Origin of the sequence: Paenibacillus gansuensis (assembly GCF_042684925.1) — a bacterium.
In the GTDB taxonomy this organism is placed as follows: domain Bacteria; phylum Bacillota; class Bacilli; order Paenibacillales; family DY6; genus Paenibacillus_N; species Paenibacillus_N gansuensis.
On the sequence record NZ_JBHUME010000005.1, the window covers coordinates 589,600 to 606,660 of the forward strand.

Here is a 17,061-nt window from a genome sequence, read left to right on the forward strand (position 1 = left end):
GCTCCCGGATCATTGGATCCGGGAGCTTCTTAAATTTTCAATTAAAAGTAACTTTAGTGGATATCTCTGAATAGGCCAATGACTCTGCCAAGGATCGTGACGTGATTGAGAAGGATAGGGGATAAGGCCGAATTCTCAGGCTGTAAGCGAATATGATCCCGTTCCTTATAAAAGCGTTTCACAGTAGCCTCGTCATCTTCGGTCATCGCTACGACGATGTCTCCGTTGTTCGCAGTCTGCTGCTGGCGTACGATGACATAGTCTCCGTCGTGAATGCCTGCTTCAATCATACTGTCTCCGATGACATTCAGCATAAATACGGTCTGATCGCCTACGAAATGGCTTGGCAGCGGAAAATAGTCTTCAATATTCTCTGTGGCCGTAATAGGAACTCCGGCGGTTACCTTACCTACCAAAGGAACTCTGGCCACGGAAAGAGGGAACACGTTCGAAGATTCGTCGCCGGTGCCGCCGAGGATTTCAATGGCTCTCGGTTTCGTCGGGTCGCGGCGGATCATGCCTTTCTTCTCGAGCCTGTCCAGATGGCCATGGACCGTAGAACTCGAAGCCAGTCCAACCGCTTCGCCGATCTCTCTAACGGAAGGAGGGTATCCCTTGTCCCTCACTTCATTCTTTATGAAATCTAAGATCGCCATCTGGCGATTCGAAATCTTCGACACATCGATCACTCCAATTCGGAAATTCGGTTAGGGAAATTATAGCACAGAACCGGAGTTCGTACAAACATAAGTTCGAGTTTCCTGAAATAATATGGGAACAAATGTTTTCTTTAGGCCTTGACTCAAACATGTGTTCGTGTTATCTTGAATATAACAAGTGCGAACAAATGTTTGGAGGAGATCCATTATGCAAGCCTACTATACATACACAAACACAACTTCTGCCTCATCCGCGAACGCCCGCAAGTCGTTATCAACCCACGGTATCCGTCCCAAGGAAGCTGCATTCCGTATTAACGGGAAGAGATTTATGGTGTTTCTGTTACTGTTCGTATTCTGTTCGTCTTTCGGCATAATTCTTCAGGCGAACGGAGAACGTGAAGATATCAGCCCGCAGCAAGTTTCCGTCGTGAATCCGGCTCCGGCAATCATTTATGTCGATACAGGCGAGTCTTTATGGTCCATTGCACAAGATCACGCTTCCGATGGGCAGAGTGTGCGTTCGTATATTGCTTCGATCAAGAAGCTGAATGGGCTGCACAGCAGTCTGCTGCAGGAAGGCCAGGCATTGAAGCTGCCGGCAGCTTCAAAATAAAAATACATGTCATGTACTCCGGTATGCCTTTCTACGGCTGCCGGTTTTTTCTATTTCCGAAAATTCCGGTAACAATGAAGGCTGCTTCTTGACTTTACATATGCTCCATGTCAAAGTAAATATGATATGGACAGGAGGATATGACATGGATGAAATTGTATTGAGAATTAATGAACTTTCCCGAAAACAAAAAAGCGTGGGGCTTACACCTGAAGAGGCTGCAGAGCAGAAAGAGCTTCGCGCTAAATATATTAATGCTTTCAAGCAGTCGCTGCGAAACCAGCTGGATAATATTACGCTGGTAGACGGTGACGACGAGCAAATTAAACACTAAGTGATGGGTGGGTTCAGGCATGTCCCGTAAGTGGGAACGTATGGTTCAGAAGAACACGAAAGTAACGAACAAAGTAAGAGCGAAACAGGGAAAGCTATCGATTTCGAATTCACCTGGATCCGCGTCTGAAGTAAAGAGACACACCGGCCGCAGTTTTCTTCTTCCGATCGGGTGTGCGGTTATCGCGATATTTTTTGCGATCGCATTTGCAGTCCAGCAAGGGGCGATGTACTGGTTCACAGTAATCAGTTACCTGCTTCTGGCAGTCGTTTTCTATTTCCGCAAACCGTATCTTGCCATCGGCAAAGACTATATCTCGACGCGCAAGTTCGGCGGGGACCGGAAAATGTATGCAGCTGGTTTGGAGAAAATCGTGGCACAGCCGGGCTATGTTGTTGTTCATCTGAAACATAGTAAGAGCAACTGGGTGTTTTCCAGAGTGTTTAACCGTTATGATACGGACAAGATGGCGGCGGACTTGCAGACATTTGCGAAACAGCATGCCGTTCCTTTTGAAGAGAAGGCTAACTAATCGGGGAGAGATGAGAAAGCATGGCGATTAAAGCAGTTCTGTTTGATCTGGATGATACATTGCTTTGGGACGACCGCAGTGTGAAGGAAGCCTTCGAGACGGTATGTAAAGAGGCGGAACGCAAGTTTGGCGTTCATGCCGGGGCATTGGAGGAAGCGGTCCGCAAGGAAGCGAGGGAACTTTACGAATCCTACGAGACATTTCCATTCACCAAAATGATCGGAATTAATCCGTTTGAAGCGCTGTGGGGTAATTTTGCGGAAGGGGAACAAGAAGAGTTCCGAAAGCTGAATGTACTTGCTCCAACGTACCGCAGAGAAGCATGGATCCGCGGTTTGAAGCAGCTTGGTGTGGAAGATGCAGAGTCAGGCTCCGAATTAGCCGAGCTGTTCCATCAGACCCGCCGAAAGCTTCCGTATGTATACGAAGAAACTTACCGCGTGTTGGATAACCTGAAAAGAAAGTACAAGCTGCTCCTGCTTACTAACGGTTCGCCGGATCTCCAGAAGGAGAAGCTGGCTATGGTACCGCTGATGGCGCCGTATTTTGATCATATCATGATCTCCGGGGAATTTGGTGAGGGCAAGCCTGCAGAGTCCATTTTCCGGCATGCGGTCAAATTGCTCGGCATCGAACCGGATGAGGGGCTTATGGTAGGGGACAAGCTCACTACGGATATTCTAGGCTCCAACCGGATCGGGATGAAGAATGCTTGGATTAACCGTCATGGAATGAAGCGTACAGATGATATCGTTCCTGCATACGAAATATCTCATCTGGAAGAACTGTATGCAATTATCGACTCTCTTTCTTAAATCAAAGAACCCCTGGGCCGTCAGCCCAAGGGTTCTTTTTCTGATTCAAGATACAAATTACGCCTTCGTAAATTCAGGATCCGCAAAGGAATGCGCAATCCAGCCTTCCGTCTCGATAAACAGGCGTACCGCAACGATCTGGCGGTTCTCCATTAGCGTAAAGAAGTGTGGTTTATGCTCCGGTACGGAAATCACATCACCTGCAGTGAGCTCAACATCAAAGTACCCGACTTCAGGAGTTCCTTTAATGATGAAAATGCCCTTGCCGGCAACGATAGCGCGGACTTCATCCTCAGTATGCGTGTGAACGTCTTCGAATTTCTTAAGCAGTTCGTCCAAATTCGGGGTCGCATCGGACAGTGCAACAATGTCCCAAGTCTTATAACCGCGTCGTTCGGCCAAATCTGTAATTTCAGGTTGGTAGACCGAAAGGATCTCTTGTTTCTCTTCATCGGAAAGAACAAATTTCTCTTGAAGCGAAGCAGGCATCTTGCCAGCGTTCCAATGTTCATATAACACTTCCTGGGACTCCAGGAAGGAACGGACGTTCTCTTCTCCGGTGATGCGCTCATTTGTATTGCGAATGCGAATTTCTGCCATGTGATCTTCCTCCTAATTCCTAGCACTATAGTATGATTTACGAAGATTATAATACAGTTTTCTCATATTGTCGATGTGCAAGCCTAAATCGAGGTTCCAGTTTATTCTTTTCTAATGGTCTCCAATCTGATAGACTATACTTTAACGATTTTTCGGTAGAGGAGAGAACGGCCATGCAGAAACCAGCCCTGAAGGAACAGTTACAGAGAAAAATTATGATCCTCGACGGTGCGATGGGCACTATGATTCAGCAAGCGGATTTAAATGCGGACGACTTCGGCGGTGAAGACCTGGAGGGCTGTAATGAAATGCTGGTGCTGACGAGGCCCGATGTCATTTCCTCCATTCATGAGGCTTATCTTGAAGCCGGTGCGGATATCCTTGAAACGAATACGTTCGGATCCACAAGTGTTGTCCTTGCAGAATATGAGCTTCAGGACCGCGCAGTCGAGCTCAACCTGGAGGCCGCTCGTCTGGCTGTGGACGCGGCAAGGAAATTCTCCACCCCGGAATGGCCCCGATACGTGGCGGGTGCTATGGGACCAACGACAAAGACGCTATCTGTTACCGGGGGCGTGACGTTCGACGAACTCGTAGAAAGCTATTATGAGCAGGCGAAGGCACTTATTGAAGGCGGTGTAGATGCGCTGCTGCTCGAGACTTCCCAGGATACGCTGAACGTGAAAGCAGGAACAATCGGGATCCGTAAAGCTTTTGAAGCTACCGGGATCGAGCTGCCGCTGATGATATCAGGTACGATCGAACCGATGGGCACAACGCTTGCAGGCCAGAATATCGAATCATTCTATATTTCGCTGGAGCATTTGAAGCCGGTATCGGTTGGCTTGAACTGTGCGACAGGCCCTGAATTTATGCGGGATCATATCCGGACCTTGTCAGACATTGCGTCGAGTGCGGTAAGCTGTTATCCGAATGCCGGGCTTCCTGACGAGAACGGGCAGTACCATGAGTCCCCGGAATCACTTGCCAAAAAAATGGCGGGTTTTGCGGAACAGGGCTGGTTGAATATTGCAGGCGGATGCTGCGGTACTACGCCGGATCATATCCGGGCTATGGCTGTGACGTTGAGCCGGTTTGAGCCTAGGTCCCAAAGCGGGGCTCATCCTCCTGCTGTATCCGGAATCGAGACGGTGTACATTGAATCGGAAAACCGTCCATATATGGTGGGAGAGCGAACGAACGTCCTGGGATCCCGGAAGTTTAAGCGTTTGATTGCCGAAGGTAAGTACGAGGAGGCGTCCGAGATCGCAAGAGCGCAAGTAAAGAGCGGCGCTCATGTCATCGACGTTTGCCTTCAGGATCCGGACCGCGACGAAGCGGCCGATATGCAGAATTTTCTTGAACTTGTCGTGAAAAAGGTGAAAGTTCCCCTTGTCATTGATACAACCGATTCGAATGTAATGGAGCTGGCATTGAAGTATTCCCAAGGGAAGGCGATTATTAACTCCATTAATCTTGAGGACGGCGAGGAGAAATTTGAACATGTGGTCCCGTTGATTCACCGATACGGGGCGGCTGCCGTTGTCGGTACGATTGACGAACGGGGGCAGGCAATTACCCGCGAAGACAAGCTGGAAGTAGCCAAGCGCTCGCATGATCTGCTAGTCCATAAATACGGTATGAATCCGTCCGATCTTATTTTTGACGCGCTGGTGTTTCCTGTAGGAACAGGAGATGAGCAGTACATCGGATCCGCTAAGGAAACGATTGAAGGGATCCGCTTAATCAAGGAAGCTTTACCTGAATGCCAAACCATACTCGGCGTAAGCAATGTATCCTTCGGACTTCCGGAGGCCGGGCGCGAGGTGTTAAATTCCGTCTTTTTGTATCACTGCACCAAAGCCGGCTTGGATTACGCGATCGTAAATACGGAAAAGCTGGAAAGGTATGCGTCTATTCCCGAAGAAGAACGTATTCTTGCCGAGAAGCTGATTTTCGAAACGAACGATGATACGCTTGCCGCGTTTGTTGCAGCGTTCCGGAACAAGAAAGTCGAGAAGAAGGAGAAAATCTCGAATTTGTCCTTGGAGGAACGGCTGGCTTCGTACGTTGTTGAAGGAACAAAAGAAGGTCTGGTTCCGGATCTGGACGAAGCGTTAAAGAAATATACCGCCCTTGATGTGATCAACGGTCCGCTGATGAAAGGCATGAGTGAGGTCGGGCGTTTATTCAATAACAATGAGTTGATCGTTGCCGAAGTGCTGCAAAGCGCGGAAGTGATGAAAGCCTCGGTATCTCATCTGGAACAGTTTATGGAAAAGAACGAGACTTCCGTGAAAGGCAAAATTCTTCTCGCTACGGTGAAAGGCGACGTCCATGACATTGGAAAGAACCTGGTCGAAATTATTTTGTCGAACAATGGTTACCAGATCGTGAATTTGGGTATTAAAGTACCGCCGGAACAGTTGATTGAAGCTTACCGCAGAGAAAAACCGGATGCGATCGGTTTATCAGGGCTGTTGGTGAAGTCGGCGCAGCAGATGGTCATAACCGCCCAGGACTTGAAGACGGCAGGTATTGATGTCCCGATTCTCGTAGGCGGAGCTGCGTTAACAAGGAAATTTACGAAAACAAGAATCTCGCCGGAATACGAGGGTTTAGTGCTTTATGCAAAAGATGCAATGGACGGACTGGACATTGCAAATAAGTTGAGCGACCCGGAACAGCGGGCTGTCTTGGTGGCGGAACTGAGAGAGAGCAAAGAGTCCGATGTGATGGAATCGGGCAAGAAAGAACTGCCCCAGCTCACGAGAGCGGTGCGCTCGAATATCGACCCGGATGCGCCGGTCTTTACACCGCCTGATTTGCAGCGCCATGTACTCAGGGATTACCCGATCAGCCACATTATTCCCTACGTGAATATGCAGATGCTGCTGGGTCATCATTTAGGACTGAAAGGCTCGGTGGAGCAGCTTCTGGCCGAGAAGGATCCGAAAGCGATGCAGTTGAAGGATGTCGTGGACGGACTGCTGCACGAAGCGATTGAACGCGGCATTATCAAGACGCAAGGCATGTACCGGTTCTTCCCGGCCCAATCATCCGGAAACGATGTAATTATTTATGATCCGGAGGACCACAGCAAGGTGCTGAAGACGTTCACGTTCCCACGGCAGCAGGTAGAGCCTTATCTGTGCTTGGCGGATTTCTTGAAATCCGTTGACAGCGGTGTAATGGACTATGTCGGTTTCCTTGTTGTAACAGCAGGGGCTGGCGTACGCGACTTAGCTGAAGAGATGAAACAGCAGGGAGACTACTTGCGCATGCATGCTCTGCAAGCGGTAGCTCTGGAGCTGGCGGAAGGGTTTGCGGAGCGGATCCACCAGATTATGCGGGATGTGTCCGGTTATCCGGATCCCGTCGAGATGACGATGAAACAGCGTCTCGGAGCCCGTTATCAGGGGATCCGGGTATCATTTGGTTACCCGGCCTGCCCGAACCTGGAAGATCAACAGCCGCTGTTCGAACTGATGCATCCGGAGGATATCGGTGTCGAGCTCACGGACGGGTTCATGATGGAGCCCGAATCTTCGGTGTCCGCTATGGTATTCGCACATCCGCAAGCACAGTATTTTAATGTGGACAAAGCCTAACTAATTAATTAGTTAATGGCATAAAGTAATAGAAGGAGCAAGCCTTCATCCCGGGGATGAAGGCTTTGTTCGCAGACATGGAGGTATGCGATATGGAGTTGTTGTTTCTCGGAACAGGGGCCGGCATGCCGACCAAAGAGCGGAATGTGACTTCCATAGCTCTAACAATGTATGAGGAACGCGGATCATTCTGGATGTTCGACTGCGGGGAAGGGACGCAGCATCAAGTGCTGAAATCTCCGCTAAGGCTCAGCAAGCTGGAGAAGCTCTTTGTTACTCATTTGCACGGCGACCATATTTTCGGGCTGCCGGGTCTTCTGTCCAGCAGATCGAATCAGGGGGGAACCGCTTCCCTGACGTTGTACGGACCTCCCGGCATAAAAGAATATATAAGGACTTCCATGCAATTAAGCCAATCAAGAATGAACTATGAACTGAATATTATTGAAATACAGGAAGGTATCGTGTTTGAGGACGAACAAGTCTCAGTGAGCGCACGGATGCTGGATCACAGAATCGACAGCTACGGGTACCGGATAGAAGAAAAACCGAAACTTGGGACGCTGCTCACCGAGAAGCTGAACGGTTTAGGTATCAGGCCAGGTCCCCTGTTCGGGATGCTGAAGCGGGGGATGGATGTGACGCTGGAGGACGGTACGAGAATTATTGCGGCTGATGTGGTTGGACCGCCTGTGCCCGGCAGAACGATCGTTATTTTGGGGGATACCCGGCCGAGCGAAGGTTCCGCGGCCTTAGCCAAACGTGCGGATGTTCTGGTACATGAAGCCACATTTGCACAGGAGCTCTCTGATCTTGCCAAGGAATACTATCACTCCACGACAAAAGAAGCGGCGCAAACGGCCGTTGAAGCGGAAGTGAAGGCATTGATCCTGACACATATTAGCGGGCGGTACGCTCAAGATGGGGCCCAGCTCCTTGAAGAGGAAGCCCGTTCTTTATTTCCGAACGCTTATGTCGCCCATGATTTCTGGTCGTACGAAATTCCGGTAAAAAGCAGAGAGGAGATTTGACGCACGATGCAGCAATTTACGATACGCCCTAAAGCTCCCTTTGATTTTGAACGGATGACGAGAAGGCTCCAGGGCGTTTCTCATGAGATGTTCCGATATGAAGCTGATGCTCTTGTAAGGACTCTGCGTGTCGGCGGAAAAGTGTACCTCATTGCTATCCGGTCAACCGGCAGCGTAGAAGAGCCTGAAGTCCAGGTAACAGTCCGAAATGAGGCAAGCCGGGAAGAAGCCGGACTGATCGAAAGCAGGGTTCGTGACATCCTTACAGCTGATGTTGACCTTCAGGCTTTTTATAACCATGTTTCCCAAGATCCGGTGCTGCTCAAGCTGACAAAAGCGCATTATGGGCTCAGGTTCATATTAGAAGCGGATTTGTTTGAATGTATGGTCAAAACGGTCATCGGTCAACAGGTCAATCTGACCTTTGCCTCTACGTTGAACAGGAGGTTGATTGAAGCAGCCTCTAAACCGCTGGAGCATGAAGGGGAGTTGTATCCCGTATTCCCATCCGCAGAGCAGGTGGCTGCATTAAGTTATGAACAGCTGAGGGAAAACCAGTTCAGCCAGCGTAAAGCGGAATACGTGATTGATTTTGCGCGTGCCGTAGCAAGCGGGAGTTTGGATTTGGAAGAGCTTCGCAGCCTGGAAAGCGATCAGATTATGGAACGGTTCATCAAGCTGCGGGGGATCGGGCGGTGGACGGTCGAGTGCTTCCTCTTGTTCGGCTTGGGCCGCCCCAATCTTCTCCCAGCGGCCGATATCGGACTTCGGAATGCGGTACGTAAAGGTTATGGGCTGGAAGAACAGCCGGGAGAAGGATACGTTAGGGAACTCGGACGAGCGTGGGCACCTTGGGAGAGCTACGTTACCTTTTATCTATGGGAAAGCCTGAATCAAAAGGAACCGTTGCCGTCGCCGTTAACAAATCCTTTATAACTGAAAATTATGCTAGATACATCTCCATGAGTTTGGCTGGATAAAACGCAGCTGGGACGCCTTATGTATCAACGAAAGCTGAGTGGTGACTATATTTTTCTAATTAATGGATATGATATAGTGGTAAGCTACTGCATCTAAGGAGGATCCCAATGCTATTATCCGATAATGACCGTTCCGTCATGGAACAAGCGTTGACTGAAGCCATCAACCACAGCGGTTCTTATCAGTCCAAAATCCATTACCGCCAGCTGCTGACCAAACTGCAGAATGTGCCTCACCGCAATGCGGCTGAATCGGCCGAAACCCCTTATCAGGACGGGTTCAGATACGATTACGATGACAGCGCCGGACTGATTTGAGCGAAAACTTTTCCCGGGAAAGCGCAAGATACGACACGAATGGAGCCGAATCCGTCAGGAAGTCGGCTTTTTTACTTGCTTTCGACACAAACCAGGCAGGAAGTCCTGCTCCGCAGGGAGTTATTTTCAGGGGAATCAAGGGTAATGATAGAGGACGTTACGAAAAGGAGCCCTGCTATGCAGATCGATCTTACCGAAAAACAATTGCATACTTCTCTAGGACAGTTCATTTTCCCGTTCTCCATCATCCGAGGTTCACGTAAAGCGCTGGTCAGCCGCTTGCATGAGGACGGTTTCCAGCCGTTTTATTTAAACGATATTAAGCTGGAAGATGCGTTTTACGGAGAAGGCTATAAAGTGTCGCATGAGCGGATGGAAAGGTACTATCTCCCGTTTACAAGCTCGATCCTGTTTCCCCATCAGCCCGATCCCGAGTCGTTTATGCGCTATTCCATCCGGACCGAGCTGGATTGTACGCTGCAAACCGCATTTCACAATATTCCGTTTCGGATCCATTCTTTAGATGCCTTCATCTGTCCGTTTGACATCGGATTTATTACTGTACGTACTGAAATGACAGGGGAAGAGCTGGACTTTACGACAGCGTTGGAGTTCGCGAACAGGTTCCGCGTGCTGCAGGATAAAACTTCACAGGATATCAAAACTGCCATTTTGCATGAGGGGAACGCATATCAAGAGGTGGAAGAGTTTATTTTTCATCGGCTAGCAGCGGGCATTCTTCCTTTTTTGGATAAAGACGGAATGGAGGGGGCTTATTTTGAAACGCTTCCCTATTTCATGGATGAACGGATGTTTGTATCCTGCTTTTTCGGGTTCAGCGAAAGCACGGGTTTCAGCCAGTCGGACTTATACCGGGCATCCCGGTTGAATGGAGTGGGGGATGACGGAAAACCGTTTATCAGTGCCAGCAATCCCCGGTACATTGACGAATATGTTCGAAAGCACGGTTACGACAGATGGGATCCGGACACGTATTATATGATGAATGAACATACCTTTTCCTGTTTGACCAATCAGACCGGGGAGGAAGCGCGCTTTCTGGCAAACCAGATGTACGGGGAGTATTATTACAGCCTGTTGTTGAATATGTTCCATAAAATTGTGCTGCTCAAACTTTCGAATCGCTATTCCCAAGTACGGATGGCTAAAGATCAGCATGCGATTGAGGAATTGATCCGTAATATTACGAAATTTTCTTCCAAGTATTTCTTTCTGGAGCTAGTGTCGCAGTCGCAGGGCCGGGAAATCTTCATCAAAATGCGCTCTCTGTTCGCCAATCAGGAATTGTACGAGGATGTCAAAGAAACGTTGACCGATCTATTCAAATATCAGGAAACTTTTGCTTCCCGCAACAGGAATTACCTGCTGACCATATTGACAGTGTATACTGTAATTTCCGGTATTTACGGCATGAATCAAGTCATCGAGGACTTAAAAGCTCCTGTTCAGTGGAATAAAATGGCGGAGTACTCTGTATTTGAATATATAGCCTTGTTCCTTGCTTTTTCGGGGATCGTAGTCGGTTTCGTACTGGGTATTACAGTATTGGTCGGGTGGGTCAGGGAGCAAGTCCGAAATCGAAAAGAATAAGCCGTGGCTAGACCGTTTTCCTTCCGGAAAGCGGTTTTTTTAAATATCAAAAAGTATAAGTTTAATCTTCTACATAGTTCTGGTATTTCTCCAGAACGAAACGATCATTTTGCCTAAAGGACGACGTAAGCCGTTTCACCTTGTTGAATCAAATAAGTTTATTGTCACCCGAACACGCATTCTGTACAATAAGGAAGAGGACGGAGAAGCAGGAGGTTCCGAAATGAATCGATTAACAGGCAAAGTCGCTTCGATGGAAGAATGGATCGAAGTGATCCGGCAGACGCCGGACATTATGAATCAAGTAACGCATTGGCACACGATTCCTCCCCGGGACGCCAGCTATGCGCCTTTTCCGGGGGATCTTCACCCTGATTTGGCGGCGGCCCTGACGGAAAGAGGCATCGGTCAATTATATACGCATCAAGCCGCATCCTACAGAGAAGTCAGGGATGGCAGGCATGTGGTGACGGTCACACCGACCGCATCGGGCAAGACGCTTTGCTATAACCTTCCTGTAGTGCAGAAGATTATGGAGGATGAGAGTGCCAGGGCCTTGTATCTGTTTCCGACAAAGGCGCTGTCCCAGGATCAGGTAGCGGAGCTGCAGGAACTGGCCGACACGATGGAAGCGGATATCAAGACACATACATATGACGGGGATACTCCTCCTACGGTACGCCAGGCAATCCGCAATGCGGGCCATATCGTAGTGACGAATCCGGATATGCTGCATTCCGCCATACTCCCGCACCACACGAAGTGGGTGAAATTATTTGAGAACATTAAATATATCGTCATCGATGAGGTCCACTCCTACCGCGGGGTTTTTGGAAGCCACGTGGCCAATGTGATCCGACGGCTGAAACGAATCTGTAAATTCTACGGCTCGTCGCCGCGGTTTATTTGCGCTTCGGCGACGATTGAGAACCCTCAGGAGCATGCCGAGCGGCTGATCGGGGAGAAGGTGTCGCTCGTAAATACAAACGGCGCCCCGGCCGGAGAGAAGCATTTTGTGTTCTACAATCCGCCGGTAGTAAACCAGCAGCTGGGTATACGAAGGAGCAGCGTACTGGAGACGCGCAAATTGGCCGGGTCCCTGCTCAAACAGGGCATTCAGACGATTGTGTTTGCGCGAAGCCGGGTGCGGGTGGAGATCTTGTTGACCTATTTGCAGGATCTGGTGCAGCATGAACTGGGCTCCAAATCCATCCGGGGCTACCGGGGGGGCTATTTGCCGAAGCTGCGCCGCGAAATTGAGAAGGGGCTGCGAAGCGGGGAAATCCGCGGGGTCGTTTCTACGAACGCGCTGGAGCTCGGCATTGATATCGGCCAGCTGCAGGCTTGCGTGCTGAACGGATATCCAGGCACGATTGCGAGCACTTGGCAGCAGTCGGGGCGTGCAGGACGCCGTCAGGGAAGCTCGATCACTTTCATGGTGGCCAGCTCTAACCCGCTGGATCAGTATATTATCCAGAATCCGGACTATTTCTTCGAAAAGCCTCCGGAGCGGGCGCTGATTCATCCGGACAACCTTATCATCCTGATCGATCATGTGAAATGCGCAGCTTATGAGCTGCCGTTCGAGACGGGAGAGAAGTTCGGGGATGAGTCTTTAAGCGACATCCTTGAATTCATGGTCGAAGAAAAAATACTTCACTACGTTAACAATCGGTGGTATTGGATGGAGCAATCGTTTCCGGCTCATGATATTTCCCTTCGTTCCGCAGCACAGGAGAATTTTATTATTGTCGATATAACGGCTCCAGGCCACCGGGTTATTGGGGAAACGGACCGTTTCAGCGCCCCGACGCTGATACATGAAGAAGCGATTTATATTCATGAGGGAGTCCAGTACCAGGTGGAGAAGCTGGACTACGAAGAAAAGAAAGCCTATGTCCGGGAAGTCAATGTAGATTACTTCACAGATGCCAGCATGGCCGTGCAGCTGAAAGTGCTGCATGTGGACCGGGAGAAGAATGACGGCGTACTTCTGCGCCAGTACGGCGAGGTGACCGTGAATGCAAAGCCTACGATATTTAAGAAGATTAAGCTGCGCACTCACGAAAATATCGGTTCCGGCCCGATACATCTTCCGGAAGAGGAGCTGCACACCAGTTCATACTGGTTCTCTTTCAATGAGGAAGTAGCCGTTAGGAAGACGACTAACGAGATGCAGTTCGCTTTGCTTGGCATTGCCAACGTATTGATTCACATTGCTCCTCTGTATTTGATGTGCGATCCGATGGATATCCGCGTTGTGCCGCAGGTGAAGGCGATTCATACGAAGTTGCCTACGGTTTACTTCTATGACCGTTATCCGGGAGGAATCGGCCTTAGCGAACGGCTTTACGAGGTGCATGACCAGCTACTGGAGCAGGCCCAAACCCTAATCCGGAACTGCGGATGCATGAGCGGATGTCCGGCCTGCGTAGGGCCCATCGAGGAAGTCGGTTTGCTGGGGAAGCAGCAGGCGCTTGAACTCCTGGCAGAGGCGAGGGCGGGCCAATGAGCGGACTCAAGGATAGGCTGAGCCGGCTGAAAGGCAGTATGACCGGCGTTAAAGCCGGGGACGCTGCAATTGTAGTAGAGGATTCCGCCACGGACGAAACTGCTCAGGCAATAGAAGATCCAAATGCTGACGTTTCTGCTCACGGTCACCAGTGGATGGGTGCGGAAGGGCGGATGGAGGCCAATGAATACGGGCCTTTTTTGATCCGAGAGGTCAAGTATCCGTTGGGTCACCAGCATGGACATTACACGTTGGATAAACTGATTCGCCGTGCTTCCGAATTAACCTTGACGGATAGCCTGGAACCTCTCCGGCATGATCGGATGCTGTTTTTCGACACGGAGACGACGGGCTTAGGCATCGGTGCCGGTAACGTCCCGTTTATGATCGGAATCGGCTTTTACACGGAGGAACACTTTATCGTGGAACAGCTGTTCATCCGCAATCCCGCGGAGGAAACGGCAATGCTTGTGTATCTTCAGGAGAAGCTCGGCAGGTATACTCATCTCGTATCGTACAATGGCCGCACGTTCGACTGGCCGATCGTAATGAACAGATATGTAATGAACAGGCTCCGGTTTCAGACGAACCATGTCCGCCACCTGGATCTTCTTTACCCGTCCCGCAGTTTATGGAGAGATACGCTGGAATCATGCCGGCTTGGTGTAGTCGAGGAAGAACGGCTGGGCATTGAACGCGGACATGATGTGCCGGGATCGATGGCCCCAGCCCTCTATTTCCAGTATTTAGCGACCGGCGATTCGTCGGTTTTAGAAGGGGTCTTCCGGCATAACGAGCGGGATATCGTGACGCTGGCCTGCCTGTCGGCCCATTTCGGGAGGCTGCTCAGCGGGGATGTTCCATGGGAGCAATTGCAGCCCGAAGAGCTTTACAGGATCGGGCTCTGGTTCGGGAAGGCGGAGAAGCAGGAGTTGTCGGCTGAGGCGTTCCGCCGGCTCACTGCGCTGCCGGACAAGCAAGCAGCCTCTTATTATATTCCTTTAGCTGAAATACACAAGAAACAAGGGAATTACGACGCAGCCGTTGAGCTATGGCTCAAATACATTGGTTCCAGCGGGAAGAGTTCTTTTCATAGTCTGGAACCCTACGTAGAATTATCCATGTATTACGAACACCGCTGCAAAGATTATATGCTTGCTTTGTATTATGCGGAGGAAGCCGCAGATATCGCTTCCCGCAGGCAGAGCCTGTCCCGCAGAGATAAGAAACAACGAGATCAAGTGCAGGCGCTTGAGAAAAGAGCGGAACGTATCCGCCTCAAACAGGCGCGAGCGGCAGGAAAGATGCAAATAGAACCGGACGTATGGCAATTGCCGTAATATTTGCACTTGCCGGCCAGTCGGTGTACATTCTTAATAATGTGTTTGGAATCTGGTAAGCGGAAGGAAGTTGATTATGAAAGCTGTTCATTTTGCATTCGTAGGCCTAGGAGCCATTGCCAAAACTCATATTGTAGCATTGAAAGCGATGCCGGTGATTATGGATTTGCCGTATGTTCCTGTTTTGGATACGCTGGTTACCCGTAATCCGGAGGCAAAACGTGCTCAAGCCGAAGCCATGGGCTTTAAGAGGGTGACGGCCTCGCTTGAAGAAACGCTGCAGGACGGAGCCATCGACGTTGTCGATATTTGCACACCCAATGCCATGCATTACGACGACGTGCTTACAGCGGCCCGGGCGGGGAAGGCCGTCTATTGCGAAAAGCCGGTTACCGAAAGTTATTCCCGTTCCAAACAGCTTGCGGAGGCAGCGGGTCCGGCTTTGTTCAATCAGGTGGCGCTGGTATACAGATTCCATCCCGGCGTGATGAGAATCCGCGAGGCGCTTTCCCAGGGCGTGATAGGAGAAGTACTGCAGTGCCAGGCTTCCTACCGCAGATCGGGGTATCTGAATGCCGAACGGCCGGTCAGCTGGCGGCTGCGTTCGGATGTTTCCGGCGGCGGAGGGGCGATCACGGATTTAGGGGTGCATGTGTTGGATGTTCTTCGCCATTTATTGGGGGAGATTGAGGACGTGCAGGGCCGCGTACATACGTATGTGAAGCGCAGGCCGACAGATCATACGCAGACGCAATGGGTAGATATGCAGGTAGACGATCATGCGGTCATGGACGTAAAGATGGCTTCCGGCGTTACCGGTACTGCAGAGGTATCCAGAATCGCATGGGGATCCGAAGCGTTCCAAATTAACTTGTTCGGCACAAAAGGAAGCATCACTATCGACCTGGAGAAAGAGTATGTGCCCAACATCAAGCTGCTGGACGGTTCATCTCCGGCCACTCCCAAGACGGCATCCCTGTCGCTCGTTCCGGATGACAAGACGACGTTAGGCATGGCACAAGACTGCCATCTCGGCGGATTGAACCATTTTCTTCAGCGGTTGACGGCAGACGGAAACGAACGGTTCCCCGGCCTTGCCCCGAAGATCGAGGATTGCCTGGTTGCCGAATATTGGGTGGATCAGGTTTTGCGAGCGAACGGCAAGGCATAGTTTGAACGCTGACGCTGTTTTAAGAGCAAGAGCAATGATTGTATAGTTTAATGCTCGTACAGAGAGGATCAATTCAGCACATGGCTACAGATAACATGGGTTTGCTTATAGATTTGGACGGTACCGTTTACCATGGCAACCGGATGATTCCGTTCGCGGATCAATGGATCGCTAGTCTCAAAGAGGATGGCATTCCATTTCTCTTCGTTACTAACAACTCCTCGCGGACTCCGGAGGCTGTTGCGGCGCATCTTCGCAGCATGGGGATCGATGCCGCTTCGGACGATGTGTACACGGCAGCCCAGGCAGCCGCACAGTACATTACCGAGCAGAAGCTCGGCAGACGGGTGTTCTGCATAGGTGAGTCAGGCCTGCAGCAGGCGCTGCAAGAAGCCGGGCTCAGCCTGGCGGAGCCCGGCAGCGAAGAGCCGGTCGATGCCGTCGTGCAGGGCATCGACCGCGACTTCACCTACGCGAAATTATCGCAGGCGGTGAAGTCGATTCTGGACGGCGCCCGTTCCGTCCAGACAAACCCGGACTTGCTGCTGCCGTCCGATACGGGGCTGATCCCCGGGGCCGGGACGATCGGCGCAGCCATCCAGGCCGGCAGCCGCACGGCGCCCATCGTGATCGGCAAGCCATCGCCGATCATCATGGGCTACGCGCTGCAGCGGCTCGGCTGCGCCCGTGAACAGGCTGTCGTCATCGGCGACAACCTGTTCACGGACATCGGCGCCGGGATCGCTGCCGGCTGCCGCACCGTTCTTGTCCTGACGGGAGTCACCACGCAGGACAACATGGAAGAGCAGATCCGCCTGGCCGGCCACCGGCCGGATGCGGTTTGCCGCGATCTGCAGGAGCTGCAGGGGTATATTCGCTCGCAAATTCGGCTATAAGTGAGATTAAGCGATACTGATTTCACTTTGCACCG

The 17,061-nt window shown here is 50.7% G+C and carries 15 protein-coding genes; 13 read left to right on the forward strand and 2 right to left on the reverse strand.

Annotated features, from left to right (window positions below):
- Positions 1-53: 53 nt before the first annotated feature.
- Positions 54-680, reverse strand: a complete 627-nt coding sequence (lexA, locus tag ACFSUF_RS06830) for a transcriptional repressor LexA (RefSeq protein ID WP_377601404.1) — start codon at positions 678-680, stop codon at positions 54-56.
- A gap of 187 nt (positions 681-867) precedes the next feature.
- On the opposite strand from lexA, the gene ACFSUF_RS06835 reads away from it, so the two are divergent.
- From ACFSUF_RS06835 to ACFSUF_RS06850, 4 genes are all read left to right on the forward strand, one after another.
- Entirely contained in the window at positions 868-1,275 is a 408-nt protein-coding gene (locus ACFSUF_RS06835; protein WP_377601406.1) for a LysM peptidoglycan-binding domain-containing protein, read from the forward strand.
- Positions 1,276-1,420: 145 nt separating this feature from the next.
- Positions 1,421-1,609 (forward strand): DUF896 domain-containing protein, encoded by a 189-nt coding sequence (locus ACFSUF_RS06840; RefSeq protein ID WP_377601407.1) that lies wholly within the window; start codon positions 1,421-1,423, stop codon positions 1,607-1,609.
- Between the two features lie 19 nt (positions 1,610-1,628).
- Positions 1,629-2,141, forward strand: coding sequence for a hypothetical protein (locus ACFSUF_RS06845; RefSeq protein WP_377601409.1), 513 nt, complete (start codon positions 1,629-1,631; stop codon positions 2,139-2,141).
- Positions 2,142-2,161: 20 nt separating this feature from the next.
- Positions 2,162-2,956: an HAD family hydrolase gene (locus ACFSUF_RS06850; protein WP_377601411.1), complete on the forward strand. Its 795-nt coding sequence runs from the start codon at positions 2,162-2,164 to the stop codon at positions 2,954-2,956.
- A 57-nt stretch (positions 2,957-3,013) separates the two neighbouring features.
- On the opposite strand, the gene ACFSUF_RS06855 is transcribed toward ACFSUF_RS06850, so the two are convergent.
- Positions 3,014-3,556 carry a 1,2-dihydroxy-3-keto-5-methylthiopentene dioxygenase gene (locus ACFSUF_RS06855; RefSeq protein WP_377601412.1) on the reverse strand — a complete coding sequence of 181 codons (543 nt, stop codon included), beginning with the start codon at positions 3,554-3,556 and terminating at the stop codon, positions 3,014-3,016.
- A gap of 173 nt (positions 3,557-3,729) precedes the next feature.
- Between ACFSUF_RS06855 and metH the strand changes: the two genes are divergently transcribed.
- From metH to ACFSUF_RS06900, 9 genes are all read left to right on the forward strand, one after another.
- Complete coding sequence (gene metH / locus ACFSUF_RS06860) at positions 3,730-7,167, forward strand: methionine synthase (protein ID WP_377601413.1); 3,438 nt, start codon at positions 3,730-3,732, stop codon at positions 7,165-7,167.
- 92 nt (positions 7,168-7,259) lie between these two features.
- On the forward strand, positions 7,260-8,198 hold the full coding sequence (rnz, locus tag ACFSUF_RS06865) for a ribonuclease Z (RefSeq protein ID WP_377601415.1): 939 nt from the start codon (positions 7,260-7,262) through the stop codon (positions 8,196-8,198).
- A 6-nt stretch (positions 8,199-8,204) separates the two neighbouring features.
- Positions 8,205-9,134 carry a DNA-3-methyladenine glycosylase family protein gene (locus ACFSUF_RS06870; RefSeq protein ID WP_377601417.1) on the forward strand — a complete coding sequence of 310 codons (930 nt, stop codon included), beginning with the start codon at positions 8,205-8,207 and terminating at the stop codon, positions 9,132-9,134.
- Between the two features lie 152 nt (positions 9,135-9,286).
- A complete protein-coding gene (locus ACFSUF_RS06875) occupies positions 9,287-9,496 on the forward strand; it encodes a hypothetical protein (protein ID WP_377601418.1) in 210 nt (69 codons plus the stop codon).
- Positions 9,497-9,673: 177 nt separating this feature from the next.
- Positions 9,674-11,107, forward strand: coding sequence for a hypothetical protein (locus ACFSUF_RS06880; protein WP_377601420.1), 1,434 nt, complete (start codon positions 9,674-9,676; stop codon positions 11,105-11,107).
- 223 nt (positions 11,108-11,330) lie between these two features.
- Positions 11,331-13,619, forward strand: coding sequence for a DEAD/DEAH box helicase (locus tag ACFSUF_RS06885; protein ID WP_377601422.1), 2,289 nt, complete (start codon positions 11,331-11,333; stop codon positions 13,617-13,619).
- A complete protein-coding gene (locus ACFSUF_RS06890) occupies positions 13,616-14,959 on the forward strand; it encodes a ribonuclease H-like domain-containing protein (RefSeq protein ID WP_377601423.1) in 1,344 nt (447 codons plus the stop codon). The genes ACFSUF_RS06885 and ACFSUF_RS06890 overlap by 4 nt, the downstream gene beginning before the upstream one ends.
- A gap of 76 nt (positions 14,960-15,035) precedes the next feature.
- Positions 15,036-16,130 carry a Gfo/Idh/MocA family protein gene (locus ACFSUF_RS06895; protein ID WP_377601425.1) on the forward strand — a complete coding sequence of 365 codons (1,095 nt, stop codon included), beginning with the start codon at positions 15,036-15,038 and terminating at the stop codon, positions 16,128-16,130.
- Between the two features lie 80 nt (positions 16,131-16,210).
- Positions 16,211-17,026, forward strand: a complete 816-nt coding sequence (locus ACFSUF_RS06900; RefSeq protein ID WP_377601771.1) for a TIGR01457 family HAD-type hydrolase — start codon at positions 16,211-16,213, stop codon at positions 17,024-17,026.
- Positions 17,027-17,061 lie beyond the last annotated feature (35 nt).

Coding starts and splice junctions, on each gene's coding strand:
- ACFSUF_RS06855 (WP_377601412.1), bottom strand. CDS start 3,556: ATGGCAGAAATTCGCATTCGCAATACAAATGAGCGCATCACCGGAGAA.
- ACFSUF_RS06900 (WP_377601771.1), top strand. CDS start 16,211: ATGGCTACAGATAACATGGGTTTGCTTATAGATTTGGACGGTACCGTT.
- ACFSUF_RS06870 (WP_377601417.1), top strand. CDS start 8,205: ATGCAGCAATTTACGATACGCCCTAAAGCTCCCTTTGATTTTGAACGG.
- ACFSUF_RS06845 (WP_377601409.1), top strand. CDS start 1,629: ATGTCCCGTAAGTGGGAACGTATGGTTCAGAAGAACACGAAAGTAACG.
- ACFSUF_RS06895 (WP_377601425.1), top strand. CDS start 15,036: ATGAAAGCTGTTCATTTTGCATTCGTAGGCCTAGGAGCCATTGCCAAA.
- ACFSUF_RS06840 (WP_377601407.1), top strand. CDS start 1,421: ATGGATGAAATTGTATTGAGAATTAATGAACTTTCCCGAAAACAAAAA.
- ACFSUF_RS06875 (WP_377601418.1), top strand. CDS start 9,287: ATGCTATTATCCGATAATGACCGTTCCGTCATGGAACAAGCGTTGACT.
- rnz (WP_377601415.1), top strand. CDS start 7,260: ATGGAGTTGTTGTTTCTCGGAACAGGGGCCGGCATGCCGACCAAAGAG.
- ACFSUF_RS06880 (WP_377601420.1), top strand. CDS start 9,674: ATGCAGATCGATCTTACCGAAAAACAATTGCATACTTCTCTAGGACAG.
- ACFSUF_RS06850 (WP_377601411.1), top strand. CDS start 2,162: ATGGCGATTAAAGCAGTTCTGTTTGATCTGGATGATACATTGCTTTGG.
- ACFSUF_RS06885 (WP_377601422.1), top strand. CDS start 11,331: ATGAATCGATTAACAGGCAAAGTCGCTTCGATGGAAGAATGGATCGAA.
- metH (WP_377601413.1), top strand. CDS start 3,730: ATGCAGAAACCAGCCCTGAAGGAACAGTTACAGAGAAAAATTATGATC.
- ACFSUF_RS06835 (WP_377601406.1), top strand. CDS start 868: ATGCAAGCCTACTATACATACACAAACACAACTTCTGCCTCATCCGCG.
- ACFSUF_RS06890 (WP_377601423.1), top strand. CDS start 13,616: ATGAGCGGACTCAAGGATAGGCTGAGCCGGCTGAAAGGCAGTATGACC.